Here is a 24,242-nt window from a genome sequence, read left to right on the forward strand (position 1 = left end):
ATGGGGGCGCCTCAGGGCGTGGTCGTCGAGACGACGTAGACCTGCGGGAAATCCGGGTTGTCCAGATTCGCCGTGATCTCGATGTTCGGCCGCGGCCGGTCCTGCTCGTGGACCGTGCCCGCCCAGTGGTGGCCCTCGCCGAACGACCAGCCCACCACGGCGGCCTCGTCCTCGTCGATCGTGACCTCGCCGTCCTTGAGCTCGGCGTCGGAGCCGGCGTAGTCCCGCAGCCACTGGTCGAACTTCTCGCGCGTGGTGGTGAACTGCAGGTAGAGCGAGCTCGCCTTCCACGCGTTCGTCTCGAAGTGGGCCACGTGCTCCGCGTACGGCGGGACCGACACCTCGTACAGGCGCCGCTGGAGCCGGGTGGGCCAGCCCTCCTCCAGACCCGTGGCGGCCGCCTGCTCCTTCTTGCTCTCGCCGCCGCCCCGGCTCTGCATCGCGGAGATGTAGAGGTAGCCGGCGGGGATGGCGACGAGGAGGAAGACGATCAGCGGCTTCAGCCAGCGGTGGCGCCGGGCGGGGCCGCCGCCGGGCGCGGCCTTGGGGTCCTCGGGCGGCTCCTGCGCCGCCGTGCGTTCGGGCTGGTCCATCGTGATCACCCGCGGCCGGCCCGCGCGTACCGTTCGTAGCGTTCGACGCGGCGCCGGTTGGCGCGGCGGAAGCGGCGGGCCACCAGCCGGGCCAGGTCCGCGGCGCCGACCATGCCCGCCTCCGGGCCCAGCTGCGCCTTGACGATGCGCGCCTCGGGGCGGTAGCCGCGGCCCGTGAGGTGGCGGCGGAAGGCGTCCCGCGCTGGACCGATCAGCAGGTCGTCGGCGGCCGAGACGCCGCCGCCGATCACGAAGCAGGACGGGTCGAGCGCGGCGGCCAGGTTGGCGATGCCCACGCCCAGCCACTGGCCGATGTCCTGGAGCAGTTCCACGCACATGGCGTCGCCCGAGCGGGCGAGCTCGGTGATGAGGGGGCCGGTGATCTCGGAGACGTTCCCGCCGACCCGGTCCATGATCCCGTACGCGACCGGCGACTCGGCCGCCGCCAGCTCACGGGCCTCGCGGACGAGCGCGTTGCCGGAGCTGTACTGCTCCCAGCAGCCGCGGTTGCCGCAGGGGCAGCGGTGGCCGCCGGGCACGACCTGCATATGGCCGAACTCCCCGGCCACGCCGAACTTGCCGCGCTTGACCTGGCCGTCCTCCAGGATCGCGCCGCCGATGCCGGTACCGAGGGTGATCATGACCAGGTGGTCCTCGCCCCGGCCGGCGCCGAAGCGCCACTCGGCCCAGGCGGCGGTGTTGGCGTCGTTGTCCACCATGACGGGGACGGCCAGCCGGCCGGCGAGGCGGTCGCGCAGCGGCTCGTTCCGCCAGGAGAGGTGGGGGGCGAAGAGGACGCGGTTGCGGTCGGCGTCGACCCAGCCGGCGGCGCCGATGCCGACGGCGTGCACGTCGTGGCGGTCGGAGAGGTCGAGGACCAGCTCGACGATGGTGTCCTCGACGACCTTGGGGCTCTTGGACTTGTCCGGGGTCTCCGTGCGGAGCTTCTCCAGGATGTTGCCGTCGGCGTCGACCACGCCCGCCATGACCTTGGTGCCGCCGATGTCGATGCCGACGGTGGGGACGCGGGGAGCCGTGAGGTGCGAGCGGCGCTCGCGCGTGCCGACCGTGCGGAGCACGGTGGCTTTGGCGGTGCCTCGGTGTACCCGCTCGCGGTACATGCTCATCGCGATTGTCGCCCCTGCGGTGGTTCGTGGATGTGTGACGTGGCCGATTGTGCCCTACGGGCGGGGTGCGGTGCGTCCTGGGGCGGACCGGGGCCGGGGGCCTCCGGGGCGGTCCCGGAGGCCCCGGAGGGCCCCGGCCCCGGCCCGCGGTCAGCCCTCGACGGAGTCGACCGGCTTGCCGCCGATCACGTCGGGGCCCGGCGCCCGCTCCAGTTCGTGGCTGAGCTGGTCCAGCTCCGAGCCGCCCGCCATCTGGCGCGTCAGCTCGTCCAGCGCGATCTCCCGCTTGGCGTGGCTGCCCGCCATGGCGCCGCGCTTGAGCAGCACGAAGCGGTCGCCGACCAGGTACGCGTGGTGCGGGTTGTGCGTGATCAGGACCACGCCCAGACCGGCGTCCCGCGCGGCCGCGACGTACTTGAGGACCACGCCGGACTGCTTCACGCCCAGCGCCGCCGTCGGCTCGTCCAGCACCAGGACCTTCGCGCCGAAGTAGACGGCGCGGGCGATCGCCACACACTGGCGCTCGCCGCCGGAGAGGGTCCCGATCGGCTGGTCGACGTCGCGCAGGTCGATGCCCATGCGGAGCAGCTCCGCGCGGGTGGTCTCGCGCATCTTCCGCACGTCGAGGCGCTTGAAGGGGCCCACGCCGGTGGTCGGCTCGGAGCCGAGGAAGAAGTTCCGCCAGACCGGCATCAGGGGGACGACGGCCAGGTCCTGGTAGACGGTGGCGATGCCGCGGTCCAGGGCCTCGCGCGGGGAGCCGAGCCGGGTCTCCTCGCCCTCGATCTCGAACGTGCCCGCGTCGTGCTGGTGGAGACCCGCGATGATCTTGATCAGGGTCGACTTGCCGGCGCCGTTGTCGCCCAGCACGCAGGTGATCTCCCCCGCGTGGACCTCCAGGGACACGCCCTCCAGCGCCCGGATGTTGCCGTAGTACTTGCTCACGTCCGTGAGCTTGACGAGAGCGGTCATGCGGTCGCCTCCGCGCGCTTACGGACCCACGCGTTCAGCAGGGTCGCCAGGAGCAGCATCGCGCCCAGGAAGAACTTGAACCAGTCCGGGTTCCACTGGGCGTACACGATGCCCTTGCTGGTCATGCCGAAGATGAACGCGCCGACCGCGGAGCCGATGGCCGAGCCGTAGCCGCCGGTCATCAGGCAGCCGCCGATCACGGCCGCGATGATGTAGAGGAACTCGTTGCCCACGCCCTCGCCCGACTGGACGACGTCGTACGACATCAGCAGGTGCTGGCCGGAGATCCAGGCGCAGAAGGCCACGGCCATGTAGAGGCCGATCTTGGTGCGGTTGACGGGGACGCCCACCGCGCGGGCCGCGTCCGAGCCGCCGCCGACGGCGAAGATCCAGTTGCCCACCCGGGTGCGCAGCAGGACCCAGGTGGCCACGGCCACCAGGCCGAGCCACCACAGGATGGTGACCTGGAGGTCCACGCCGCCGATCGTCAGGTGGGAGGCGAAGACCGTGCGGGCCGACTCGAAGCCCTCCATGTCACCGATGGTCTTGGTGGAGACCGTGCCGCTGATGAGCTTGGTGAAGCCCAGGTTCAGGCCGGTGAGCATGAGGAACGTGCCGAGCGTGATGATGAAGCTCGGCAGCTTGGTGCGGGTCAGCATGAAGCCGTTGAAGAAGCCGATCGCCAGGGTGGCGAGGAGGGAGACCCCCACACCCACCCAGACGTTCGCCGTCATCTGGTAGCTGAACATCGACGAGACCAGGGCCGACGTGGTGACCATCACACCCGTCGACAGGTCGAACTCGCCGCCGATCATCAGCAGCGCCACGGGCACGGCCATGATGCCGATCGTGGACGACGCGTAGAGGACGGTCGACAGGCTGGACGCCTTGAGGAAGCTGTCGGCGACGAACGAGAAGAAGACGAAGACGGCGGCCGCGCCCACGACCGCGCCCAGCTCGGGGCGGCCCAGCAGGCGGCGCAGGCGGCTGGTGTCCAGCAGTCGTTCGTCGGCCGGTGCGGCGGTCGTCATCGGGTGCCCCGCTTCGTGTACTCGGCCAGGGTCTTCGCGTCGTCCTTGGTGACGATCTGCGGGCCGGTCAGGACCGGGCGGCCGCCGCCGAGCATGTCGCGGTTGTACCGGTAGAGCCACAGCAGGTCGACGGCCTCGTAGCCCTGGAGATACGGGTCCTGGTCGACGGCGAAGCCGAGGGAGCCCTTCTGGAGGGCCTCGGCGACCTTGGCGTTGAGGTCGAAGGTGTCGACCTCGGCCTTGCTGCCGGCCTGCTGGGCCGCCTTGACGGCGGTGGGGGCGAAGGGCGCGCCGAGGGTGACGACGGCGTCGATGTCCTTGTCGGACTGGAGCTTCGCCTCCAGGGAGGACTGGACGCCGGGCATGTTGGTGCCCTCGACGTAGAGGTTCTCCACGTCGCCCTTGAAGCTCTTCTTCACGCCGTCGCAGCGCTGCTCGTGGCCGACGTTGCCCTGCTCGTGCAGGACGCAGACGACCTTCTTCTTCCCGCGCTGGTTGAGCTGCTCGCCGACGGCCTCGCCGGCGACGACCTCGTCCTGGCCGATGTGGGTGAGCGCGCCGAAGTCCTTGGACTTGTCGGAGCCCGAGTTCACGGTGACCACCGGGATGCCGGCCTTGACCGCCTTGGCCACGACGTCCTTCATGGCGTCGGGCTTGGCGAGGGTGACGATCAGGCCGTCGACCTTCTGGTCGATCATGGCCTGGACGCTCTGGGCCTGCTTGTTGCCCTCGACGTCATGGGCGTAGAGGAACTTGATGTTGTCCTTGACCGCCGCCTGCTTCGCACCGCTCTGGACGATGTCCCAGAAGGTGTCGCCATCGCCCGAGTGGGTGACCATCGCGAAGGTCCACCGGGGGGTGTCGACCGCCGAGCGTCCCTGGGCGGCCTTGGCGGCCCGCTCCTCGGCCCGCTTGCCGCCCGTACTGCTGCACCCGGCCAGTGTGGCGCCGAGTACCGCTGCCAGCACCGCGCTCACCGCGCGTACGCCTGTCCGAACCCTTGCCACGAGGACTTGCCCTTCTCACTGTCTGTCACGGTGCGGCCGGGCCCTTTTTGCCACTTTCCCACGGACCCAACCGCCCAAGTATCCGTCACCATCCGTCACCGCTGTCGGCCGGGTGCGCCCGGCGGTGCCGGGCGGGGCCGCTCCCCTGTGCTGTGGAGTTGTAGTGGCGGGCGTCTCACCCCGTCAAGACTTTGTCAGAACATTCTTACGCCATGACAGGTCGGCCGGAGGCTCAGGACCGGGCCAGGAGCTGGAAGTCGAAGGCGTAGCGCGAGGCCCGGTAGAGGTGCGAGCCGAACTCCACCGGCCGCCCGGTGTCGTCGAACGTCGTCCGTTCCATGGTCAGCAGAGGGGCGCCCGCCGGCTCGCCGAGCAGCTCGCCCTCCTCGGCCGTGGCGGCCCGGGCGCCGATCGTCTGGCGGGCACTGTGCAGGGTGATGCCGGCCAGACGCATGAGGCGGTAGAGGCCCGTCCCGGTGAGCGTCTCGACGTCGAGGTCGAGCAGACCGGCGGGCAGGTGGTTGCGCAGCCGGGCGACCGGCTCGCCGTGGGCCAGCCGCAGCCGCTCCAGGACCACGACGTCCGTGCCCTCGGCGACGCCCAGGGCCGCGGCGACGGGCGCGGGCGCCGGCTCGACGGCGTGCCGCAGCACCCGGGTGGCGGGCTGCTGGCCGGCCTCCTCCAGGTCGTCGTAGAGGCTGCTGAGCTCCAGCGGGCGCTTGACCTGGCTGTGCACGACCTGGGTGCCCACGCCTCGGCGGCGCACCAGCAGGCCCTTGTCGACCAGGGACTGGATCGCCTGGCGGACCGTGGGACGGGACAGCCCCAGCCGCCCGGCCAGCTCGATCTCGTTGCCGAGGAGGCTGCCGGGGGCGAGCTCACCCCGCTCGATGGCCCCTTCGAGCTGCTGGGACAGCTGGAAGTAGAGCGGGACGGGGCTGCCGCGGTCGAGGGTGAACTGGAGGGGTCGCTGCTTCGCCACGAAGGGAGCGTAGCCGCGGGATCTCATGACGGGAAGTCCGGAGGTCCTGATGTCCGGACATCCGGACCTCCGGACTCCTGGACTTCCGGGCGGTCGCCACGCGCGCCCCGGTGGGGGCTGATTGCGCAGTTCCCCGCGCCCCTTCGGGCGCGGCCTTACGGGGCGCCGTCAGAAGCGCACCGGCAGCCTCCACGGCCCCCTCATCAGCAGGCCCTCTCTCCAGGCCAAGGCGTCCGGGTGGCAGTCCAGGGTCAGGTCCGGGCAGCGTTCCAGGAGCGTGCGGACGGCGATCGCGCCTTCGAGGCGGGCCAGTGGCGCGCCCAGGCAGTAGTGGATGCCGTGCCCGAAGGCGACGTGGCCGCGGGCGTCCCGGCGGATGTCGAAGCGGTGCGGGTCGGGGAAGCGGGCCGGGTCGCGGTCGGCGTCGGCCAGGGCCACGAGCACGAGCTCGCCGCCGCCGGGTACGACCGTGCCGCCGATGTCCACGGGCTCGGTGGTGAAGCGGTAGGTGGAGGTCTCCACCGGGCCGTCGTAGCGCAGCATCTCCTCGACGGCGTTGTCGAGCAGCCCGAAGTCGGCGCGCAGGGCCGCGAGCTGGTCCGGGTGGCGCAGGAGGGCGAGCACGCCGTTGCTCACCAGGTTGACCGTGGTCTCGTGGCCGGCCACCAGCAGCAGCCAGGCCATGCCGATGAGCTCGTCGGACGAGAGCCGGTCGCCGTCCTCGTCCGTGGTGCGTATGAGACCGCTGAGCAGGTCCTCGCCGGGGTGCCGGCGCTTGGCGACGACGAGCTCGGCGAGGTAGCCGGCGACCTCCTGGACGGCCTTGGCCTTCTCCGCCGGCGGGGCGGTGCCGATGGCGGTGGCCGACCAGTGGCGGAACGCGTCGCGGTCGAGGTCGGGCACGCCCAGCAGCTCGCAGATGACGTTCATGGGCAACGGGAAGGCGAGGGCCTCGACGAGGTCGGCGCGCCGGTCCGGGGAGCGCAGCATCCGGTCGAGCAGCTCGTCGGTGATCTCCTGGACGCGGGGCGCGAGCGCCTCCACGCGCCGCGCGGTGAACTCCTTGGTCACCAGTCGCCGCAGCCGGGTGTGCTGGGGTTCGTCGGCGACCAGCATGTGCGGTCCGGCGGCGACCGCGACCACGTTCAGGGCGTCCGAGGCGTTGTCCCAGTTCTTGGAGAGCCGGGGGTCGTTGAGGGCGGCCCGGACCTCGTCGTGGCCGACGACGAGCCAGCACTCGTCGCCCTCCGGCATCCGCACCCGGTGCACCGGGCCCCGCTCCCGTAACGCGGCGTACACCGCGTAGGGATCGCGGGCGAACTCCGCGCCCATCGCCGCCAGATCGCTGACCACCGCCATGCGTGCCCCCTGTCGCCGGGAAGTGCCGCGGGACGTACCGCGAGACGTACCGCGGGACGTACCACGATGTGCTGACAGTCCATCAGCCTACGGGCGGGGGCGGCCCGCCGCATCGGTCCGCCGGACGAGACCGGCCCCGCCGCGGGCGCGGCGGGGCCGTCGGCCGGACGTGTCCGTCAGCAGCCGAAGTCGACCAGGTCGAAGGTGCGGTAGTGGTCGCCGGTGTAGTAGTCCTCGTGCGCGTTGCGGCCCGTGACGATACGACGGGCGCCGCGGTCCGGGGAGCCCGGGGTGATCACGGTGTACTCGTGGTAGTAGCCGGCGGACTGACGCGGCAGCACGTTCTCGCGGTTGGAGAAGACGGTCCCGTCCTTGGGGTACGGGAAGGGGCCGCCGGCGTCGATCTTGCGGATGGTGTCGTGGGCCTGGGAGGGCAGGTCCGAGTAGCAGATGTCGCCGGTGACCTTCACGACCGGGGCCGATACCGAGGCGGGCGCGGCGGGCGTGGCGGCGACGGCCGGGCCACCGAGGAGGAGCGTCGAGGCGACGGCGACGAGCGCGGCGAAGCGCGCGGCACGATGGGGGGTTGTCATGGACACAAGCATGACGCGGGGGCGGTATGTCATGTCAATGCCAAACAGTTGATGTTTCCCTGACGTTCATCACATCCGCGATTTTGCCCCTGGGGCAAAAGTTTTGCCTGACAGGCACGCCGGGGCCTATACCGGAGACATGAACCCACCGCCCGACCCGCGGTCCGCGCCCGTCGCGGCCGCCGCGGAGGAGATGCCCCTCGTGGCCCCGCAGCTGCGCGCCCTGCGCCGGCGCAGCGGGCTGACGCTGGAGGCCGCCGCCGCCCTGGCCGGGCTGTCCCCGGCCCATCTGTCCCGGCTGGAGACCGGACGCCGGACCCCGTCGCTGCCGATGCTGCTCGCGCTGGCGCGCACCTACGGAACGACCGTGTCCGACCTCCTGGGTGAGATACCCGAGGGCCGCGATCCCATCGTACGGGCGGACCGCATGGAGGCCCAGGAGGCCGGCGGCTGGACGTACTGGCGGGCGGGCGGCTCCGGGCGGGCCATGCAGGCCCTGCGGCTGCACGTGCCGCACGGCCGGGGCAGCCAGGAGGAGCTGGTGCGGGTGCACCCGGGCGAGGAGTGGCTCTACGTCACCGGCGGACGGCTGCGGCTGACGCTGGGCGAGACGGTCCATCTGCTCGACCCCGGGGACGCCGCCCACTTCGACTCGCTCACCCCGCACCGCATCGCCGCGGCCTCGGCCGGCGGGGTGGACCTGCTGTTCACGCACACGCTGTTGCAGAGCGGCGCCTCCGAGCTGTGCCTCGGCGACGCACCGACAAGGAGGGCAATGCCATGAGCGACAAAGCGATCGGCGGCAAGTCCGACTTCGACGAGGAGGACCGGGCCCCGATGGCCATGACGGTCCGCGTCTTCATCTACCTCGTCGCCGTCCACTTCATCGTCGCCTTCTTCTTCCTCCTCTTCTATCTGGGCGGGGCGCGCGGATAGCGCCGCGCGGCCGGCACCCCGCCGATACGCTGGTGCCATGGCCCGTACAGCCCGGGACGTGCTCGACGACGCGGTCCGCGTCCTCGCGCCGGACAGCACCGGCAACCACCTCGTCGCCCTGATCGCCGACGGCCGCGCCCCGCTCGCGGTCGTCGGCGCGCTGGCGCTGGAGCAGCACCACGTCATCGCCGCCGACCGGCGGTCCTTCCGGCACCTCGCCGAGCGGGCCGACCCCCACCGGCAGCCGGCCGTCGCCGACTTCTTCGACCACCTCGCGCGGGGCGAGGACACCGCCCTGGAGCGGCTCGGCCCGCTCGCCGCCGCCTGCGGCCTCGACGAGGCGGCGGTGCGGGCGTACGAGCCGCGCGCCGGCTGCCAGGCCTACCCGGCGTACGTGGCCTGGCTGGCGCTGGGCGCCGAGCCGGTGGACGCCGTCGTCGCGCTCGGCGCCAACTTCACCGCCTGGGGCGGCTACTGCGCCACCGTCGCCCTGGCGCTGCGCGAGCACTATGGCCTCGACGACGCCGCGTGCGGCTTCTTCGACCTCTTCGCCGCGCCCGACCCCGAGGGCGCGCAGCGGGCGCTGGCGGCCGTGGGCGAGGGCCTGGCGGGCGACCGGCTCTCCGAGCCGCTGGCGCACCGTCACGGCCGGCTGCTGCGGGAATACGAGGCGATGTTCTGGGACACCCTGGCGGGGACGGCCGCGCCGTAGGCTGACGGCATGGTGATCTTCCGGACCGCACGACCCGGCGAGGAGCAGGCCGCCCTCGCGCTGGACAACTCCTTCACGACCACGACCGTCGTCGAGGTGACCGCCTCGGACGACGGTTTCGCCCTGCGCTTCGTCCCCGTCGAGCCGGCCCTGCGCAAGGTGTTCCCGGACGGCGAGGACGGCGAGGACGACGAGGACGGTGCCGACGGTCAGCGCCAGGTCGTCGTGGCCGACGAGGGCGGTGAGCTGTGCGGTGCCGTCGTCCTCGCCTACGAGGAGTGGAACCGCCGGCTGGTCGTCGCCGACATACGGGTCTCCCCCGGCCACCGCGGCCGGGGCATCGGCGCGGGCCTGATGGAACGCGCCCTCGAACGCGGCCGGGCGCTGGGCGCGCGGACCGCCTGGCTGGAGGTCAGCAACGTCAACGCCCCGGCCGTACGGGCCTACCGGCGCATGGGGTTCGCGCTGTGCGGGCTGGACACCTCGCTCTACACCGGTACGTCCTCCGAGGGCGAGACCGCCCTGTTCATGAGCCGTTCCCTCGACCTCGCGGCGGCAGCCCGGCCCTGAACTCCAGCTCGCGCGCACCGCGTTCGGTGAGCTCGCCGTGGACGCGCAGCCGGGCGACGCCGCCGTCGGGGTGGATGTCGAGGCGCACATGCGTGGCGACGGGGGTGCCGGGGAGCGGGATCCGGTGCACGGTGTCGGGTTGCAGCGGGACGGGGGTCAGGAGCCGGCGCCAGTCGGCGGCGGGGTCGCCGGGGTCGGCGCCGCTCGTGGCGTCGAGGACGGAGAGGGCGGCCCAGCCGGGCGCGTTGCCCTTGTAGCAGCCGGTGTCGATCTCGACGGCGCGCAGGGCCGCCTGCCCCGTGAGGCGGTAGCGCACCCAGTCGTGCCCGCTGTCGCGGCGGCGGCGGGTCTCCCAGCCGTCGCCCATCACCCGGGACCGGCCGGGGTGGATGCTGTGGAACGGCGAGGAGTAGAAGCGGTCGGAGGCGTCCTCGACATGGCCGCCGTTCTCCAGTGCGGCGAGGTCGAAGGTGCCCAGCGCCGCGAGCCAGGCGGGGTCCGGGACGGCCTCGCCGTGGACCCGGAGGCGGGCGATGCCGCCGTCGGGGTGCTGGGTGAGGCGCAGGTGGGTGAAGCGCCGCCCGTCGTCGACGCGGAAGGCGTTGGCGGCGTGCCCGCCGACGGGGGTGGGCGGCACCAGGACGGTCCACTCCACGTCGCCGGCCAGCAGCTCCTCGGGGGACGGGGTGCCGGGCAGCGCGGTGGCCTCGACGCCCGCGGCCCGGGGGTGGTTGCCGCGGAAGTGGGCGGTGTCGACGACGACGCCCCGGACGACGCCGGGTATGCCCAGCCGTATCAGCGCCCAGTCGTGGTCGCCGGGCGCGGGGTGCGGCGCGCCGGCCGAGGCGCCGCGCCGGCGGCGGGTCTCCCAGCCGTCCATGACCTTGCCCTTGGGGCCGAAGAGGTCCGGGTCGAAGACGGCGGGGCCGGGCCGGAGCAGGTTCTCGCGCTCGGCGAAGAACTCGTCGTTGGCGGCGACGACGGCGCCGCCCAGGCGGCGGTCCGCGAGGTCGGGGAGGCCGGTGAACGGCAGGGGCGCGGCACGGTAGTCGGCGTACGGGTCGCCGCCCGCGTACGGGGCGGCGGCGCCGGTGAAGGACGTGGCGGTGAAGGACGTCGCGGTGACGGACTCGGCGGCGCGGGGCTCGGCGGCGCGGGACGGGGTCGTGGCGCTGGGCGTGGCGCGGGCGCTGGTGCTCATGGGCGCTCCAGGAGTCGGCCGGTGGGCTCGGTCAGGGGGGTGCCGTGGTCGGTGATCCTGCGGCCGCGCAGCCAGGTGGACCGGACGACGCCGTGGAGGGTGCGGCCGGCGTAGGCGGTGACCGGGTTGCGGTGGTGGAGGGCGGCCGGGTCGACGGTGAAGGTCTCATCGGGGGCGAGGACGGCGAAGTCGGCGTCCCGGCCGGGCGCGACGGCCCCCTTGCGGGTCAGGCCGGCGAGCGCGGCGGGGCCCGTGGACATCCAGCGGGCGACGTCGTGGAGGGTGTGCCCGCGCCGCCGGGCCTCGGTCCAGACGGCGGGCAGGCCGAGCTGGAGGGAGGAGACGCCGCCCCAGGCGGTGCCGAAGTCGGGGGACTTGAGGTCGGCGGTGCACGGCGAGTGGTCGGAGACGACGCAGCCGAGGGTCCCGTCGGCCAGCGCCGCCCACAGGGCGTCCCGGTTGGCCGCCTCCCTGATGGGCGGGCAGCATTTGAACTCCGTGGCGCCGTCGGGCACTTCCTCCGCGGTGAGGGCGAGGAAATGCGGGCAGGTTTCCCCTGTGACGGGCACGCCCGCGGCCCGGGCGGCGGCGATCACCGGCAGCGCTCCGGAGGAGGACAGGTGGAGGACGTGGACGCGCGCGCCGGTGCGCCGGGCGACCTCCACGAGCGTGGCGACGGCCGTGTCCTCGGCGGCCCGCGGCCGGGAGGCGAGGAAGCCGGCGTAGCGGGCGCCGCCGGGCGGCGGCGCGGCGGCCAGTTCGCCCGGGTCCTCGGCGTGCACGATCAGCAGCCCGCCCAGGCCGGCGATCTCCGCCGCCGCGCTCTCCAGTTCGGCGTGGCCGAGGTGCGGGAACTCCTCGACGCCGGACGGGGAGAGGAAGGCCTTGAAGCCGAACACCCCGGCCTCGTGGAGCGGCCGGAGGTCGGCGGTGTTGCCGGGCAGTGCCCCGCCCCAGAAGCCGGTGTCCACATGGACCCGGCCGCGAGCCGCGGCGCGCTTGATCAGCAGGTTCGCCACGGTGGTGGTGGGCGGGAGGCTGTTGAGGGGCATGTCGACGAGGGTGGTGACGCCGCCGGCGGCCGCGGCCAGGGTGGCGGTCGCGAACCCCTCCCAGGCGGCGCGGCCGGGATCGTTCACATGCACATGGGTGTCGACGAGGCCCGGCAGCAGGACGTCGTCGCCGAGCTCCTCGACGGGGCAGGGCGGCGCGTCCCCGGCCGTGTGGGGCAGGACCGCCGCGATCCGGCCGCCGGTGACGGCGACGGAGGCGGCGCGGACGCCCTCCGGTGTGACGACCCGCGTCGAGCGCAGGATCAGGTCCACTCCTCGACCCCCTTCAACGTTTTGTTGAAGCGCAGCGCCCGCATTCTTCAGCGAGGACCGATCCCGGTCAAGACTTCCCGCACAACGGAATATGGGTTCCACTCAACAGAAGCACGCATGGGGCATCGACGGCGGCCGGTAGGCTGCTGCCGACCCCCATCCCCCGGAAGGAGCGCCGTGCCCTCGTCCGCCGAGCCCCGAACCGCCTCTAGCAGTGGCGGCGTCCAGTCCCTCGAGCGTGCCTTCGACCTGCTCGAGCGGATGGCCGACGCCGGCGGCGAGGTCGGACTCAGCGAGCTGTCAGCGAGCAGCGGCCTGCCGCTGCCCACCATCCATCGCCTGATGCGCACGCTGGTGGCCTGCGGATACGTCCGGCAGCAGCCCAACCGCCGGTACGCCCTCGGCCCCCGGCTGATCCGCCTCGGCGAGAGCTCGGCACGGCTGCTGGGCACCTGGGCCCGCCCCCACCTCGCCCGCCTGGTCGAGGAGACCGGCGAGACCGCGAACATGGCCCTGCTCGACGGCGACGAGGTCGTCTACGTGGCGCAGGTGCCCTCGCGGCACTCCGTGCGGATGTTCACCGAGGTCGGCCGGCGGGTGCTGCCGCACACCACCGGCGTCGGCAAGGCGCTGCTCGCCCAGTCCGCCGACGACGAGGTGCGCGCCCTGCTGGCCCGGACGGGCATGCCGGCCGCCACCGAGAAGACGATCACCACGCCCGACGGCTTCCTGGCGGAGCTGGCCCGGGTGCGCGAGTCCGGCTTCGCGATGGACGACAACGAGCAGGAGATCGGCGTCCGCTGCCTCGCCGTCCCGGTGCCCGACTCCCCGACCTCGGCCGCGATCTCGATCTCGGGCCCGGCGGGCCGGGTGACCGAGGCCGCCACGGAGCGCATCGTGCCGGTGCTGCAGAGCGTGGCGGCGGAGCTGTCGCGGGCGATCGCCGCCACCGTCGTCAGCGCCTGAGCGACCTTTCCTACAGTCCCGCCCGAGCGGCCCCGCGTGACGGCTTCCCGCTCGGGCGGCGGGCCGCTCAGGCACCCTCGCGGGGGCGTGGCACCTCCGCCGCGTCCGGGTCCGCCGGTTCGACGGGCAGCGGCCCGGCGAAGCGGTCGACGGCCTCGCGGACGGCTCCGAGGGCGGGGGCCAGGGCGCTGACGGAGCCCACGGCGCCCGCCACCAGCAGCAGGGAGCGGCGCAGCCGGGAGACGTCGGGAGCGCCGGCACGGGCCATGGCGTCCAGGGCGGCCAGCTCGTCCTCGGCCGCGTCCCGGTCGGGTAAGGGGGCGGGGTGTCCGGCCAGCTCGCGCCGGAGCCGGGCCACCGCCGTGCCCAGCTCGCCCGCTCTCGGGTCCGGCCCTTCGCCGGAACGTCCCGTCCGCTCCTCTTCCACCACTACGGCGCCTTCCGCCACGACCTGTCCCCCTCCCGCGTGCTCGCTCGCGCGGATCAGTTAACGCCACTTTCCGTGCGCCGCGCCACACGCACAGCGAAATCCAGGCCGAGTGTTCACGTACGAGTGACGAACTGACGTCCGACGCACATTCGCTCAGCCATGCGCTATGCAGGGGCTATGACGCGAACGGCGGACAGGGGTACGGAACAGATGTGCGTGGCGGGGCTGTTGCTGGCGGCCGGCGGCGGCCGGCGGCTCGGCGGGCACCCCAAGGCGCTCCTGCCGTACCGCGGGGGCTCGCTCGTGGAGCACGCGGTGGGGCTGCTGCGCGCGGGCGGCTGCGGGCCGGTGCACGTGGTGCTGGGCGCGGGCGCGGCGCGGGCACGGGCCCTGCTGGGACCGCCCGGCGACGGCGGCGACGACGAGGACGGGCTGGTGCTCGTGGACCATCCCGGCTGGGCGGACGGCATGGGGTCGTCGCTGCGGGCCGGGCTCGCCTCGCTGGCCGGGGCCCGGGAGATCTCGGCGGCGGTGGTCACGCTCGTCGACCAGCCGCGGGTGGGCGCGGCGGCCGTGGCCCGGCTGCTGGCCGCGCACCGGGCCGGCGCGGGGCTGGCGGCGGCGGCCTACGGCGGCGAGCGGGGGCACCCGGTGCTGCTGGGCCGGGAGCACTGGGCGGGCGCGGCCGCGGCGGCGGAGGGCGACCGGGGCGCGCGGGCCTATCTGCGCCGGCACGCCGCCGCCGTACGGCTCGTGGAGTGCTCCGACGTGGCGGCGCCCGACGACGTGGACACCCCGGATGACCTCGCGCTGCTGGAGTGACACGGGGCGCCATTGAACTTCCACGATGAGAAAACTATTCTCCACGGCATAGTCCACCGCATCAGTTCACGCCGGTTCCGGCGCGCGCCGCCCGGGCCCGCCCGTCGCAGAGGAGTGACCGTCCATGGCCGCACCAGCGCCGTCCTCACCGGTCGTCGTCGACGCCCGGCCCGTGCCCCGGCAGGAGGAGGTGCTGACCGAGGAGGCGCTCGCCTTCCTCGCGGCGCTGCACCACCGGTTCACGCCGCGCCGCGACGAGCTGCTCGCCCTCCGCGCCGTGCGGCGCGCGGAGATCGCCCGCACCGGCCGGCTGGACTTCTCCGAGCGGACCGCGGCCGTCCGCGCGGACCCCGCGTGGCGGGTGGCCCCCGCGCCACCCGCGCTCCGGGACCGGCGCGTGGAGATCACCGGCCCCGCCGACGACCGCAAGATGACCGTGAACGCCCTCAACTCCGGCGCCCGCGTCTGGCTCGCCGACTTCGAGGACGCCTCCGCACCCACCTGGCGGAACGTCGTCCACGGCCAGCTGAACCTGATCGACGCCTTCGAGCGCCGCATCGACTTCACCACCCCCGAGGGGCGCGCGTACGCCCTGCGGCCCGCCGAGGAGCTCGCCACGGTCGTGATGCGCCCGCGCGGCTGGCACCTCGACGAGCGGCACCTCACGGTCGACGGCCGGCCGGTCCCGGGCGCGCTGGCCGACTTCGGCCTCTACTTCTTCCACAACGCCCGGCGGCTGCTGGACCTCGGCAAGGGCCCGTACTTCTACCTGCCGAAGACCGAGTCCCACCTGGAGGCCCGGCTCTGGAACGACGTCTTCCTCTTCGCCCAGGAGCACCTCGGCATTCCCCGGGGCACCGTCCGCGCCACCGTCCTCATCGAGACGATCACCGCCGCGTACGAGATGGAGGAGATCCTCCACGAGCTGCGCGAGCACGCCTCGGGGCTCAACGCGGGCCGCTGGGACTACCTCTTCTCCATCGTCAAGAACTTCCGTGACGGCGGGGAGAAGTTCGTCCTGCCCGACCGCGACGCGGTGACCATGACCGCGCCGTTCATGCGCGCGTACACCGAACTGCTCGTGCGCACCTGCCACAAGCGGGGGGCGCACGCCATCGGCGGCATGGCCGCGTTCATCCCGTCGCGCCGGGACCCGCGGGCCAACGAGGTCGCGCTGGCGAAGGTCCGGGCCGACAAGGACCGCGAGGCGGCCGACGGCTTCGACGGCTCCTGGGTCGCCCACCCCGACCTGGTGCCCGTCGCCCGCGCCTCCTTCGACGCCGTCCTCGGCGACCGCCCGCACCAGAAGGACCGGCTCCGCGAGGACGTCCGGGTGACCGCGGACCAGCTCGTCGCCGTGGACACGCTCCTGGAACGGCCGACGGCCGAGGGGCTGCGCTCCGCCGTACGGGTCGCGCTGCGCTACATCGAGTCGTGGCTGCGAGGCGTGGGCGCGGTCGCCATCCTCGGGCTGATGGAGGACGCGGCGACGGCGGAGATCTCCCGGTCGCAGATCTGGCAGTGGACCGACGCGGGCGTCGTCCTCGACACCGGCGAGCGGGTCACCGCGGCGCTGGTGCGCGGGATCGCCGCCGAGGAGCTGGCCGCGGCGCGCACACCGGACGGCGCCTGGCGGCAGGCCCACGACCTCCTGCTGAAGGTGGCGCTCGACGAGGACTACGCGGAATTCCTGACGCTCCCGGCGTACGAGCTGCTGGACTAGGGCCTACGGCTGCTGGGCCAGGCCTACGCCAGCGCCGCGCCCAGCGCCACGAAGCCGCAGATCAGCACGGCCAGGATGGCCAGCAGCGGCCAGACGAACCGCAGATAGCGGTCGTAGCCCACGTTCGCCAGCGACACCCCGCCCACCACCACGGCGGTGGTGGGCACCCACAGGTTCATCCAGCCGCTCGCCGCCTGCCACGCCGTGACCACCACCGACCGGGCCACGCCCGCGAACTCGGCCAGCGGCGCCAGGATGGGCATGGCCAGCGTGGCGTGGCCCGAGGTGGAGGGGATCAGGAACGCCAGCGGCAGATTGACGATGTAGACGAGGATCGCGAAGAGGACCGGCGGGGTGCCGGAGACCACGCCCTCGACGGCGTGGAGCACGGTGTCGAGCACCTTCGCGTTCGTCATGATGACGGTCACGCCACGCGCGAGCACGATCACCAGCGCGGGGGCCATGAAGTCGCCGGCGCCCTGGACGAGCGTGGCGCTCAGCTTCCGCTCGCCCAGCCGCGCGACCACCCCGACCAGGACGGCCGCGACGATGAACAGCGCCGCCAACTGGGCGAAGGACCAGTCCAGTTCCCAGCCGTAGGGGAGCGCGTCGGCCCTGCCGCTGATCGCGCCCGCCCAGGGGATCACCGAGAAGATCATGAAGGCGAAGACCACGACGACGAGCACCAGGACGCCCTTGTGCAGCCCCGTCAGCTCCGGCGGGTGGACCGCCTGCTCGGCGAATTCGCGGTCGCCCTCCTGGAAGCCGACCAGCGACCGGGCCGGTTCGGCGCGCACCCGGTGCGCGTAGCGGACGACGTAGGCGATGGTCACGGCGGTCAGCACCACCCACATCACGAAGCGCAGCGCGATGCCGTCGCCCAGCGAGATCCCGGCGGCCGAGGAGGCGACGCCGGTGGCGAAGGGGTTGACGGTGGAGGCGAGGACCCCGATGCCCGCGCCGAGGATGATCGTGCCCGTGGCCACCATGCGGTCGTAGCCGAGGGCCAGCATCAGCGGCACCAGCAGCCCGTAGAAGCCCAGGGTCTCCTCCGCGAACCCCTCGACGGTGCCCAGCAGCGAGAAGACCGTCATGATCCCGGCGATGAGCAGCGTCCCGCGTTCGCGCAGCCGGTGGGCGAGCCGCTCGATGCCCCGGTCCAGGGCTCCGGTGGCGAAGACGACGGTGATGAACGCCCCGATGGCGAGCACGAAGAGGAACACCCCGGCGCTGCCGTAGAGCACCCCGACGGCGTCCGGGGCGACCTGGCCGGTCTTGATGTCGCGCACACCGTAGAGACCGTTGACGGGCGCGAGGAAGAGCTGGCCGAGCCGGTACGCGAAGCCGCCGGGCGCCGGTTCGCGGTGATACGTGCCCTGGACGGGGTCGCCGTCGGCGTCGCGGTCGTAGGAGCCGGAGGGGATGACGAAGGCCAGGGCCCAGACGACCACCGTCACGATCGCGAGGACCGTCAGCGCGCTGGGGAAGACGAAGCGGTGCTTCTTCTGTCGCTGTCGCTGTTCCTGTTGCTCAGTCATTTGTGCAGATTGTGGCGTAATGGCATGCTCGCCCCTAGTCGCCACGCACGGACCGCCGCCCACCGCCCAGGTGGTGGAAGACGAGGTTGAGCACGACCGCCGTCAGACAGCCGGCGCTGACGCCCGAGTCCAGGACGATCCGCAGGGTAGCGGGGATGCCCGCGCCGTCGTAGAAGGTGCGGGAGACCACCGGGATCATGCCCACGCCCAGCGCGGTCGCGGCGATCAGCACATTGTCGTCACGGTCGAGCCCCGCCCGGCGGAGGACACCGATGCCACTGGCCGCGACCGTGCCGAACAGGACGATGCCCGCGCCGCCCAGGACGGGCCGCGGCACCAGGGCGATCAGCGAGGCGAAGGCCGGGCTCAGGCCGAGCAGGACGAACATCACCCCGCAGGCGGCGACGGTGAAGCGGCTGCGCACCCCGGTGAGCGCGACCAGGCCGATGTTCTGGGCGAAGGCGCTGTTGGCGAAGCCGTTGAAGAGCGGGCTGACGGCGGTGCCGAGGGTGTCGGCGCGCAGCCCCGCCGCGATGACCTTCTCGTCGGCCTCGCGCCCGACGATCTCGCCGAGCGCGAGCATGTCGGCGGTGCTCTCGGTCATGCACACCAGCATGAGCACGCACATGGCGGTCACCGCCGGGAGCGTGACGACGGGAGCGCCGAAGTGGAACGGCACGGGGAAGCCGGCGAGGGCCGCGTGGCGGGTGACGGACGTGTCGACCGCACCCAGCGGGACGGCCAGCAGCGTGCCGGCGACCAGGCCGAGCAGGATCGCGATCTGCCGGGCGAAACCGGTGAGCAGGCGGCGCAGGAGCAGCACGATCACCAGGGTCGCGGCGGCCAGGCCCAGGTTCCGCGCGGAGGCGGGCCGCCCGGGATCGTCGCCCCGGATCCAGCCGTAGGCGACGGGCAGCAGGCTCAGCCCGACGAGGGTGATGACGGTGCCGGTCACCACGGGCGGGAAGAAACGCACCAGGCGGCAGAAGTACGGGGCGAGGAGGAACCCCAGCGCCCCGGCCACCATGACGCCCCCGTACACGGCGGGCAGCGCGTCCCGCCGGTCCGGCGCCGCGTCCGCGACGGCCAGCATGGGCGCGACGCCCGCGAAGGAGACGCCGTTGACGAACGGCAGCCTGGCCCCGACCCCGTGGAAGCCGATGGTCTGGAGCAGTGTGGCGATGCCCGCCGTGAACAGGCAGGCGCCCACGAGGAAGGTGATCTGCGCCGGGGAGAGGCCGACGTACGCCCCGACGACGAGGGGTGGCGCGACGACACCGGCGTAACTGGCGGCGACGTGCTGCAGGCCGCCGGCGAGCAGGGTGGCGGTCCCGGGCCGCCGGTCCACGGGGTGGACTGCCACGTGCGGTTCCTCCTGATCGGTGGGGTCGGCACCGGCCCGGCCGAGGGGGACGGCCCTCGGCCGGCCTGTCAGCCGGCGGCGATCCGGGCCAGGCGGTGGGCCTCGTGGCGCGCCCGGCGGGCGATGTCGTCCTCGTCGGCGGTACGGAGGCGGCCGTCCTCGACCACCGGCCGCCCGTCGATCAGCGACAGGGTGACGGGCGCGGGCGCGCCCAGGACCAGGGCGGCGACGGGGTCGGCGATGGTGGAGTGGCCGAGTCCGTCGAGCTTCCACAGCACCAGGTCGGCGAGCTTGCCGGCCTCCAGCGAGCCGGTCTCCGTACCCCGCCCGAGGATGACCGCGCCGCCGTGGGTGCCCAGCCGCAGGGCCTGCCGGACGGTCAGGGCGCCCTCGCCGCCCGCGAGGCGGTGGACGAGCAGGGCGTTGCGCAGCTCGGTGTGGAGCTCGCCGGCCTCGTTGGAGGCGGTGCCGTCGACGCCGAGGCCGACCGGGACACCGGCCCCCAGCAGGTCGGGGACGCGGGCGGTGCCGGCGGCGATGCGGGCGTTGGAGGAGGGGCAGTGGGCGACGCCGGTGCCGGTGCGTGCGAAGGCCTCGATGTCCGCGTCGCTCATATGGATGCAGTGGGCCATCCACACGTCGTCGCCGAGCCAGCCGGTGGACTCGAAGTAGTCCGTGGGGCCCATGCCGTGGGTCTCCCGGCAGAACCGCTCCTCCTCCACCGTCTCCGAGCCGTGGGTGTGCAGCCGGACGCCCTTGCGGCGAGCGAGCACGGCGGCCTCGCGGAGGAGTTCGGTCGAGACGGAGAACGGGGAGCAGGGGGCGACGCCGACGCGCAGCATCGAACCGAAGGACGGGTCGTGGTGGGTGTCGATCGCCTCCTCGGTGGCGAGGAGCGCGGCCTCGGTGGTCTCGACGGCGAAGTCGGGCGGCAGCCCGCCCGCCGACTCCCCGCGGTCCATGGAACCCCGGGTGGGGCTGAAGCGGACGCCCAGCTCGCGGGCGGCGCGGATCTCCGCGCCGAGGAGGTCGCCCGCGCCCCGGGGGAAGACGTAGTGGTGGTCCATGGCGGTGGTGACGCCCCCGCGGACCATCATGGCGAGGGAGGCGCGCGCGGCGGCGTGGACCATCTCCTCGTCGATGCGCGCCCAGACGGGATAGAGGGCGACGAGCCAGTCGAAGAGGTTCGAGTTCTGGGCGAGGCCCCGGGTGAGCCACTGGTAGAAGTGATGGTGGGTGTTGACGAGGCCCGGGGTGACGAGGTGGCCGGTGCCGTCGACGCGGCGCACGACGCCGGTGAGCCCGGCGGGCGCGCGGCCCGGTCCGACGGCCTCGATGAGGTTGCCGCGCACGACGACGTGGCCCGAGGCGTATTCGGTGCCGGCCGCGTCGACGGTCGCGACGGCGCAGTTCTCGATGACGGTGCGGGCGTGCGCCTCGGGCGCGGGGGGTGGGGGTTCCGCCATGGTCGCGTGTCCTTCGAAGTCCTGGAGGTCCTGGGTCCTGGAGGTCCTGGGGGTCCTGAGGTCCTAGAGGTTCGTCATGTCCACCGGTATGCGGGACTCGGCGCCGTCGCGCAGGACGGTCGCCTCGATGAGCCCGTAGGGGCGGTCGGCGGCGTAGTAGACCTCGTTGTCGTTCGTGAGGCCGAAGGGGGCGAGGTCGACGAGGAAGTGGTGCCGGTTGGGCAGGGAGAGTCTGATCTCGTCGACACCGGGGCAATTCTCCAGGACCTCGGTGCCCATGCGGTAGAGCGTCTGCTGGAGGGAGAGGGAGTAGGTGTCGGCGAAGGCGCGCAGGAGGTGCTCCCGGGCCTGCCGGTAGGAGTCGTTCCAGTCGGCGTCGGAGGCGCCGGCGGCATCGGCGGCGTCGGCGGCATCGGCGGCATCGGCGGTGGAGTGCCGCCAGCGGGCGTGCACCTGGGTGGCGAGCACCCGGTCGCGGGTCTCGGGGAGGGTGGTGTAGCGGTCCTTGAGGTAGCCGGTGAACTCCGAGTCGGTGGCGTTCAGCACGGTCAGGTCCTTGAGCCCGGAGACGATCTCCCAGTCGGTGCCGTCGAAGCGGATCTGGGCGGTGCGGGTCTCCCGGCCTTCCCGGACGAAGGAGTGCCGCTTGGGGCCGGGGGTCTCGATCCGGTCCCACGCGTATTCCTCGATACGGATGCGGGCACTGTGGATGGAGGGCTGGCCGGTGACGAAGTGACGGGCGAGCCGGATGCCGAACGCCTCGGCCGACGCGATGCCGTACTCCTTGGCGAAGGCGAAGACCGTGTTCTTGGTGGTGTCGGTGGTCAGCACGGCGGCGTTGGAACCGGAGAGGTGCACGTCCTCCATGTCGCCCGAGAGGGAGACGGAGACGTTGAGGTCCTTGATGTGGTGGGTGGCACCGTCACGGGTGATCCGCACGACGCGCGTCTCGGCCTTGCCGTACTGGTTCTGACCCAGGATCACGTGCTAGCTCCCTCGGTATACGGAGTAGCCGAACGGGCTGAGCAGCAGAGGGACGTGGTGGTGCTCGCCGGGGTCGACCGCGAAGGTCACCGTCACCTCCGGGAAGAAGGCGGGCCGGGAGGGCCGGGTGGGGGTGGTGAAGCGCAGCCGGGCGTGGGCGGCCTCCGGCGGCAGCGCGGGCAGGTCCGTCCAGCGGCCGTCGGTGTCGGTGCGCCCGGTGGTGAGGACGGTCCAGGTGCCCTCCGCGCCGTCCCGTACGGCGAGTTCGATTCCGATGCCGGCCGCCGGGCGGCCCGTGCCGGTGTCGAGGACATGGGTCGAGACGGTCGCCGCGCCGCCGGTCACGACCGGCGCCCCGACCGGCCCGTCTCCCGTTCGCCCGCCTCCGGGCGTACGGCGAGCCGGGCGAGTCTGACGCGGTTGATGCGGCCCAGTTCGCCCCGCACGATCTCGCGCTCCCGCTCCGCCGTGTTGCCGAGGCGCCGCCGTACGGCGTCCCGCATCTGCTCGGCCGTCAGACCGGTGGCGCAGATGAGGAAGACGTGCCCGAACCGCTCCTGGTAGGCGAGGTTCAGCTCCAGCATCTCGGCCCGGAGCCCGGCGGGGGCGTCCGCCATGCCGCGCTGCTCGCGGGCGGAGACCGGGTCCCCGGGGGCGGGGCGTCCGATGGGCGGATGGGCGGCCATGGCCTCGGCGAGGTCGGCCGGCCCGAGCCGGGCGACGGCGTCGTCGCTGGCGGTCAGCAGCGCGTCGGCGTCGGGGTAGGGGCGCCGGGCGAGGACCGCTTCGGCCCACGCGCCGCTGGCGCAGATCTCGCGCAGCGCGGCCCGCGCCGGGCCGTCCTCGGCCGCGTTGAACCGGGTGAGCCCCGGCGTCGAACTCGAAGTCACGGGAGCCTCCGTGGCGCTGCTCGTCGCGCTCGGACGGGATGCGCATAGCTAACGCCCTGGGGGCCACCGCGTCAACAGTTTGTTGAAACGCTATTCGCGGTTCAGGTAGTTGTAGATCGTGAAGCGGCTGACGCCGAGCGCCGCGGCGACGGTCTCCACGCCGTGCCGCAGCGAGAACGCGCCGCGCGCCTCCAGGTTCCGTACGACCGACTGCTTGGTCCTGCGGTCCAGTTCGGCGAGCGGTGCGCCGTGGCGGCGCTCGAGGTCGGCGAGGAGGTGCTCCAGCGAGTCGCCCAGGCGCGGCAGGCGTACGGCCACGACCGCGCGCCCCTCCCAGGAGAGGACGACGTCGTCCTCCCCGGCCTGCTCGGGCTCCAGCAGCCGCCCGCCCATGGCGTCGACGAGCGGCCGGACGGCCGCGCGGAACGGGTGCTCGCTCACGTGCCCGCTCCGTCCTCGATGACGTTGACCTGGAGCGACACCCGGGTGGCCCCGGCCCCGAGGGCCTCGCGCAGCAGTGCGTCCAGCGCGCCGAGGACGGCGTCGGCGCGCCCTTCGGCGGAGGTGCCGAACGGGCCGACGTCGACGGCGTCGAGCGTGGCGCTCTCCACCGCCCCACGGGCCGCCACGGCATGAGCGGGAGGCTCGTCGAGGTCGAACGGCTCGGTCGTGAACTCCAGTCGCAATCGCACGCGGTCAACGTACCGGGCCTTGACAGGGTTGGCCGGGCGGGAGCAACCTTCCCCATCATGGAAGTAGATTTCCACGATAAGGAATCTCACGAGGGGGCCGCGACGAGGAGTCGCTTCGACGTGAACCTCTCCATCCTCTTCACCGAGCTGCCGTTGCCCCGGCGCCCCGCGGCGGCGGCCGCGGCCGGTTTCACGGCGGTCGAGCTGTGGTGGCCGTGGCCCGAGGACCCGGTGCCGCCCGCCGCCGCGCTCGACGCGCTGCGCTCCGCGCTGGCGGAGGCCGGGACCCGGCTCGTCGCGCTCAACTTCTACGCGGGCCGGCTGCCCGGCCCGGACCGGGGGGCGCTGTCCGTCCCCGGCGCGGAGTCGGAGCGCTTCCGCGCCAACGTGGAGGTCGCCGTCGCGTTCGCCCGCTCGGCCGGCTGCCGGCGGCTCAACGCGCTCTACGGCAACCGCGTGCCCGGCGTCCCCGCCGCCGAGCAGGACGCCACGGCCCTGGAGAACCTCGCCCTCGCCGCCCGCACCGCCGACCGGGCGGGCGCCGTCGTCCTCGTCGAGGCGCTCAACGCCGTGGAGTCGCCGCACTATCCGCTCACCCGGGCTGAGCACGCCGCCGCGGTGGCCGACCGGGTCAACGCCGCGACCGGCCTGGACAACACCCGCGTCCTGCTCGACCTCTACCACCTGGCGACGGGCGGCGAGGACCTGCCGGCGGTCGTCGACCGGTACGCCGGCCGGGCGGGCCACGTCCAGATCGCCGACGTGCCCGGGCGCGGTGCGCCCGGCACCGGCCGGCTCGACGTCCCGGGCCTGCTCGGCCGGCTCCGCCGCGCCGGCTACGACGGATGGGTCGGGCTGGAGCACCGGCCCTCCGAGCGCGGCAGCGCGCACAGCTTCGGTTGGCTCACCGACGACCACTGACGGGGGCCGCCGTGTGTCCCACGGCTGTGTGTCCCACGG

The 24,242-nt window shown here is 73.4% G+C and carries 27 protein-coding genes; 8 read left to right on the plus strand and 19 right to left on the minus strand.

The annotated features are described in order from the left end of the window. Positions 1–11 precede the first annotated feature (11 nt). The 8 genes from AC07BS_RS20200 to AC07BS_RS20235 all read right to left on the minus strand — a co-directional run bounded on the left by AC07BS_RS20200 (position 12) and on the right by AC07BS_RS20235 (position 7,664). Positions 12–593, minus strand: a complete 582-nt coding sequence (locus AC07BS_RS20200; protein ID WP_478640370.1) for a hypothetical protein — start codon at positions 591–593, stop codon at positions 12–14. Positions 594–598: 5 nt separating this feature from the next. Beyond that, positions 599–1,720, minus strand: a complete 1,122-nt coding sequence (locus AC07BS_RS20205; RefSeq protein WP_478640372.1) for an ROK family glucokinase — start codon at positions 1,718–1,720, stop codon at positions 599–601. 150 nt (positions 1,721–1,870) lie between these two features. Beyond that, positions 1,871–2,692, minus strand: a complete 822-nt coding sequence (locus AC07BS_RS20210) for an ATP-binding cassette domain-containing protein (protein ID WP_478640373.1) — start codon at positions 2,690–2,692, stop codon at positions 1,871–1,873. Then, positions 2,689–3,723 (minus strand): ABC transporter permease, encoded by a 1,035-nt coding sequence (locus AC07BS_RS20215; RefSeq protein ID WP_478640375.1) that lies wholly within the window; start codon positions 3,721–3,723, stop codon positions 2,689–2,691. Before AC07BS_RS20215 ends, AC07BS_RS20210 begins: the two co-directional genes overlap by 4 nt. After that, entirely contained in the window at positions 3,720–4,730 is a 1,011-nt protein-coding gene (locus AC07BS_RS20220; RefSeq protein WP_478640377.1) for a sugar ABC transporter substrate-binding protein, read from the minus strand. The genes AC07BS_RS20215 and AC07BS_RS20220 overlap by 4 nt, the downstream gene beginning before the upstream one ends. A 232-nt stretch (positions 4,731–4,962) precedes the next feature. Next, the gene (locus AC07BS_RS20225) at positions 4,963–5,739 is read right to left on the minus strand and encodes a GntR family transcriptional regulator (protein ID WP_478933525.1); all 777 of its coding nucleotides are present in this window, start codon (positions 5,737–5,739) and stop codon (positions 4,963–4,965) included. Positions 5,740–5,880: 141 nt separating this feature from the next. Next, positions 5,881–7,071, minus strand: a complete 1,191-nt coding sequence (locus AC07BS_RS20230) for a cytochrome P450 family protein (protein ID WP_478933527.1) — start codon at positions 7,069–7,071, stop codon at positions 5,881–5,883. A 176-nt stretch (positions 7,072–7,247) separates the two neighbouring features. Continuing rightward, on the minus strand, positions 7,248–7,664 hold the full coding sequence (locus AC07BS_RS20235) for a guanyl-specific ribonuclease (RefSeq protein WP_478640383.1): 417 nt from the start codon (positions 7,662–7,664) through the stop codon (positions 7,248–7,250). Positions 7,665–7,803: 139 nt separating this feature from the next. Here AC07BS_RS20235 and AC07BS_RS20240 point away from each other — a divergent pair, with 139 nt between their 5' ends. The 4 genes from AC07BS_RS20240 to AC07BS_RS20255 are packed head-to-tail and all read left to right on the plus strand — an operon-like array spanning position 7,804 to position 9,882. Beyond that, positions 7,804–8,448, plus strand: coding sequence for a helix-turn-helix domain-containing protein (locus tag AC07BS_RS20240; protein ID WP_478640384.1), 645 nt, complete (start codon positions 7,804–7,806; stop codon positions 8,446–8,448). Further along, positions 8,445–8,600: a DUF6126 family protein gene (locus AC07BS_RS20245; RefSeq protein ID WP_478640385.1), complete on the plus strand. Its 156-nt coding sequence runs from the start codon at positions 8,445–8,447 to the stop codon at positions 8,598–8,600. Before AC07BS_RS20240 ends, AC07BS_RS20245 begins: the two co-directional genes overlap by 4 nt. Before the next feature lie 37 nt (positions 8,601–8,637). Continuing rightward, positions 8,638–9,312, plus strand: a complete 675-nt coding sequence (locus AC07BS_RS20250; RefSeq protein ID WP_478933530.1) for a heme oxygenase-like domain-containing protein — start codon at positions 8,638–8,640, stop codon at positions 9,310–9,312. Positions 9,313–9,321: 9 nt separating this feature from the next. Beyond that, the gene (locus AC07BS_RS20255) at positions 9,322–9,882 is read left to right on the plus strand and encodes a GNAT family N-acetyltransferase (RefSeq protein WP_478933531.1); all 561 of its coding nucleotides are present in this window, start codon (positions 9,322–9,324) and stop codon (positions 9,880–9,882) included. On the opposite strand, the gene alc is transcribed toward AC07BS_RS20255, so the two are convergent. Both alc and allB read right to left on the minus strand, forming a co-directional pair. After that, positions 9,839–11,083, minus strand: a complete 1,245-nt coding sequence (alc, locus tag AC07BS_RS20260) for an allantoicase (RefSeq protein ID WP_478640390.1) — start codon at positions 11,081–11,083, stop codon at positions 9,839–9,841. The genes AC07BS_RS20255 and alc overlap by 44 nt on opposite strands. Further along, positions 11,080–12,408 carry an allantoinase AllB gene (allB, locus tag AC07BS_RS20265; RefSeq protein WP_478933533.1) on the minus strand — a complete coding sequence of 443 codons (1,329 nt, stop codon included), beginning with the start codon at positions 12,406–12,408 and terminating at the stop codon, positions 11,080–11,082. Before allB ends, alc begins: the two co-directional genes overlap by 4 nt. A 177-nt stretch (positions 12,409–12,585) precedes the next feature. Here allB and AC07BS_RS20270 point away from each other — a divergent pair, with 177 nt between their 5' ends. After that, positions 12,586–13,374, plus strand: a complete 789-nt coding sequence (locus tag AC07BS_RS20270) for an IclR family transcriptional regulator (RefSeq protein ID WP_478933535.1) — start codon at positions 12,586–12,588, stop codon at positions 13,372–13,374. A gap of 67 nt (positions 13,375–13,441) precedes the next feature. Here the strand turns inward: AC07BS_RS20270 and AC07BS_RS20275 are convergent, their stop codons facing one another. After that, positions 13,442–13,822, minus strand: coding sequence for a DUF5955 family protein (locus AC07BS_RS20275; protein ID WP_478640396.1), 381 nt, complete (start codon positions 13,820–13,822; stop codon positions 13,442–13,444). A 159-nt stretch (positions 13,823–13,981) separates the two neighbouring features. Here AC07BS_RS20275 and AC07BS_RS20280 point away from each other — a divergent pair, with 159 nt between their 5' ends. Both AC07BS_RS20280 and aceB read left to right on the plus strand, forming a co-directional pair. Continuing rightward, entirely contained in the window at positions 13,982–14,626 is a 645-nt protein-coding gene (locus AC07BS_RS20280) for a nucleotidyltransferase family protein (protein WP_478933537.1), read from the plus strand. 124 nt (positions 14,627–14,750) lie between these two features. After that, entirely contained in the window at positions 14,751–16,349 is a 1,599-nt protein-coding gene (aceB, locus tag AC07BS_RS20285; RefSeq protein ID WP_478933539.1) for a malate synthase A, read from the plus strand. Positions 16,350–16,372: 23 nt separating this feature from the next. Here the strand turns inward: aceB and AC07BS_RS20290 are convergent, their stop codons facing one another. From AC07BS_RS20290 to AC07BS_RS20325, 8 genes are all read right to left on the minus strand, one after another. Next, positions 16,373–17,887: a YfcC family protein gene (locus tag AC07BS_RS20290; protein ID WP_478933541.1), complete on the minus strand. Its 1,515-nt coding sequence runs from the start codon at positions 17,885–17,887 to the stop codon at positions 16,373–16,375. Between the two features lie 34 nt (positions 17,888–17,921). Further along, positions 17,922–19,250, minus strand: a complete 1,329-nt coding sequence (locus AC07BS_RS20295; RefSeq protein WP_478933543.1) for a nucleobase:cation symporter-2 family protein — start codon at positions 19,248–19,250, stop codon at positions 17,922–17,924. Between the two features lie 68 nt (positions 19,251–19,318). Further along, positions 19,319–20,716 carry an 8-oxoguanine deaminase gene (locus tag AC07BS_RS20300; RefSeq protein WP_478640404.1) on the minus strand — a complete coding sequence of 466 codons (1,398 nt, stop codon included), beginning with the start codon at positions 20,714–20,716 and terminating at the stop codon, positions 19,319–19,321. 63 nt (positions 20,717–20,779) lie between these two features. Beyond that, complete coding sequence (pucL, locus tag AC07BS_RS20305; protein ID WP_478933545.1) at positions 20,780–21,700, minus strand: factor-independent urate hydroxylase; 921 nt, start codon at positions 21,698–21,700, stop codon at positions 20,780–20,782. A 3-nt stretch (positions 21,701–21,703) separates the two neighbouring features. After that, entirely contained in the window at positions 21,704–22,045 is a 342-nt protein-coding gene (gene uraH, locus AC07BS_RS20310; RefSeq protein ID WP_478640407.1) for a hydroxyisourate hydrolase, read from the minus strand. Next, positions 22,042–22,590: a 2-oxo-4-hydroxy-4-carboxy-5-ureidoimidazoline decarboxylase gene (gene uraD, locus AC07BS_RS20315; RefSeq protein WP_478640408.1), complete on the minus strand. Its 549-nt coding sequence runs from the start codon at positions 22,588–22,590 to the stop codon at positions 22,042–22,044. The genes uraH and uraD overlap by 4 nt, the downstream gene beginning before the upstream one ends. Positions 22,591–22,680: 90 nt before the next feature. Next, positions 22,681–22,983, minus strand: a complete 303-nt coding sequence (locus AC07BS_RS20320; protein ID WP_478641089.1) for a helix-turn-helix domain-containing protein — start codon at positions 22,981–22,983, stop codon at positions 22,681–22,683. Positions 22,984–23,027: 44 nt separating this feature from the next. Beyond that, positions 23,028–23,282, minus strand: coding sequence for a hypothetical protein (locus AC07BS_RS20325; RefSeq protein WP_478640409.1), 255 nt, complete (start codon positions 23,280–23,282; stop codon positions 23,028–23,030). A gap of 57 nt (positions 23,283–23,339) precedes the next feature. Between AC07BS_RS20325 and AC07BS_RS20330 the strand changes: the two genes are divergently transcribed. Next, positions 23,340–24,203 (plus strand): TIM barrel protein, encoded by an 864-nt coding sequence (locus AC07BS_RS20330; protein WP_478933547.1) that lies wholly within the window; start codon positions 23,340–23,342, stop codon positions 24,201–24,203. Positions 24,204–24,242 lie beyond the last annotated feature (39 nt).

The organism is Streptomyces sp. NPDC044063 (assembly GCF_056434285.1).

Excerpts from the sequence above, each read along its gene's own strand:
- AC07BS_RS20200 (WP_478640370.1), bottom strand. The coding sequence starts at position 593 with ATGGACCAGCCCGAACGCACGGCGGCGCAGGAGCCGCCCGAGGACCCC.
- AC07BS_RS20300 (WP_478640404.1), bottom strand. The coding sequence starts at position 20,716 with ATGGCGGAACCCCCACCCCCCGCGCCCGAGGCGCACGCCCGCACCGTC.
- AC07BS_RS20230 (WP_478933527.1), bottom strand. The coding sequence starts at position 7,071 with ATGGCGGTGGTCAGCGATCTGGCGGCGATGGGCGCGGAGTTCGCCCGC.
- AC07BS_RS20320 (WP_478641089.1), bottom strand. The coding sequence starts at position 22,983 with ATGGGCGGGCGGCTGCTGGAGCCCGAGCAGGCCGGGGAGGACGACGTC.
- AC07BS_RS20205 (WP_478640372.1), bottom strand. The coding sequence starts at position 1,720 with ATGAGCATGTACCGCGAGCGGGTACACCGAGGCACCGCCAAAGCCACC.
- AC07BS_RS20240 (WP_478640384.1), top strand. The coding sequence starts at position 7,804 with ATGAACCCACCGCCCGACCCGCGGTCCGCGCCCGTCGCGGCCGCCGCG.
- AC07BS_RS20330 (WP_478933547.1), top strand. The coding sequence starts at position 23,340 with ATGGAAGTAGATTTCCACGATAAGGAATCTCACGAGGGGGCCGCGACG.
- AC07BS_RS20210 (WP_478640373.1), bottom strand. The coding sequence starts at position 2,692 with ATGACCGCTCTCGTCAAGCTCACGGACGTGAGCAAGTACTACGGCAAC.
- AC07BS_RS20235 (WP_478640383.1), bottom strand. The coding sequence starts at position 7,664 with ATGACAACCCCCCATCGTGCCGCGCGCTTCGCCGCGCTCGTCGCCGTC.
- AC07BS_RS20290 (WP_478933541.1), bottom strand. The coding sequence starts at position 17,887 with ATGACTGAGCAACAGGAACAGCGACAGCGACAGAAGAAGCACCGCTTC.
- AC07BS_RS20215 (WP_478640375.1), bottom strand. The coding sequence starts at position 3,723 with ATGACGACCGCCGCACCGGCCGACGAACGACTGCTGGACACCAGCCGC.
- AC07BS_RS20255 (WP_478933531.1), top strand. The coding sequence starts at position 9,322 with ATGGTGATCTTCCGGACCGCACGACCCGGCGAGGAGCAGGCCGCCCTC.
- AC07BS_RS20280 (WP_478933537.1), top strand. The coding sequence starts at position 13,982 with ATGACGCGAACGGCGGACAGGGGTACGGAACAGATGTGCGTGGCGGGG.
- aceB (WP_478933539.1), top strand. The coding sequence starts at position 14,751 with ATGGCCGCACCAGCGCCGTCCTCACCGGTCGTCGTCGACGCCCGGCCC.
- AC07BS_RS20225 (WP_478933525.1), bottom strand. The coding sequence starts at position 5,739 with ATGAGATCCCGCGGCTACGCTCCCTTCGTGGCGAAGCAGCGACCCCTC.
- AC07BS_RS20250 (WP_478933530.1), top strand. The coding sequence starts at position 8,638 with ATGGCCCGTACAGCCCGGGACGTGCTCGACGACGCGGTCCGCGTCCTC.
- alc (WP_478640390.1), bottom strand. The coding sequence starts at position 11,083 with ATGAGCACCAGCGCCCGCGCCACGCCCAGCGCCACGACCCCGTCCCGC.
- AC07BS_RS20245 (WP_478640385.1), top strand. The coding sequence starts at position 8,445 with ATGAGCGACAAAGCGATCGGCGGCAAGTCCGACTTCGACGAGGAGGAC.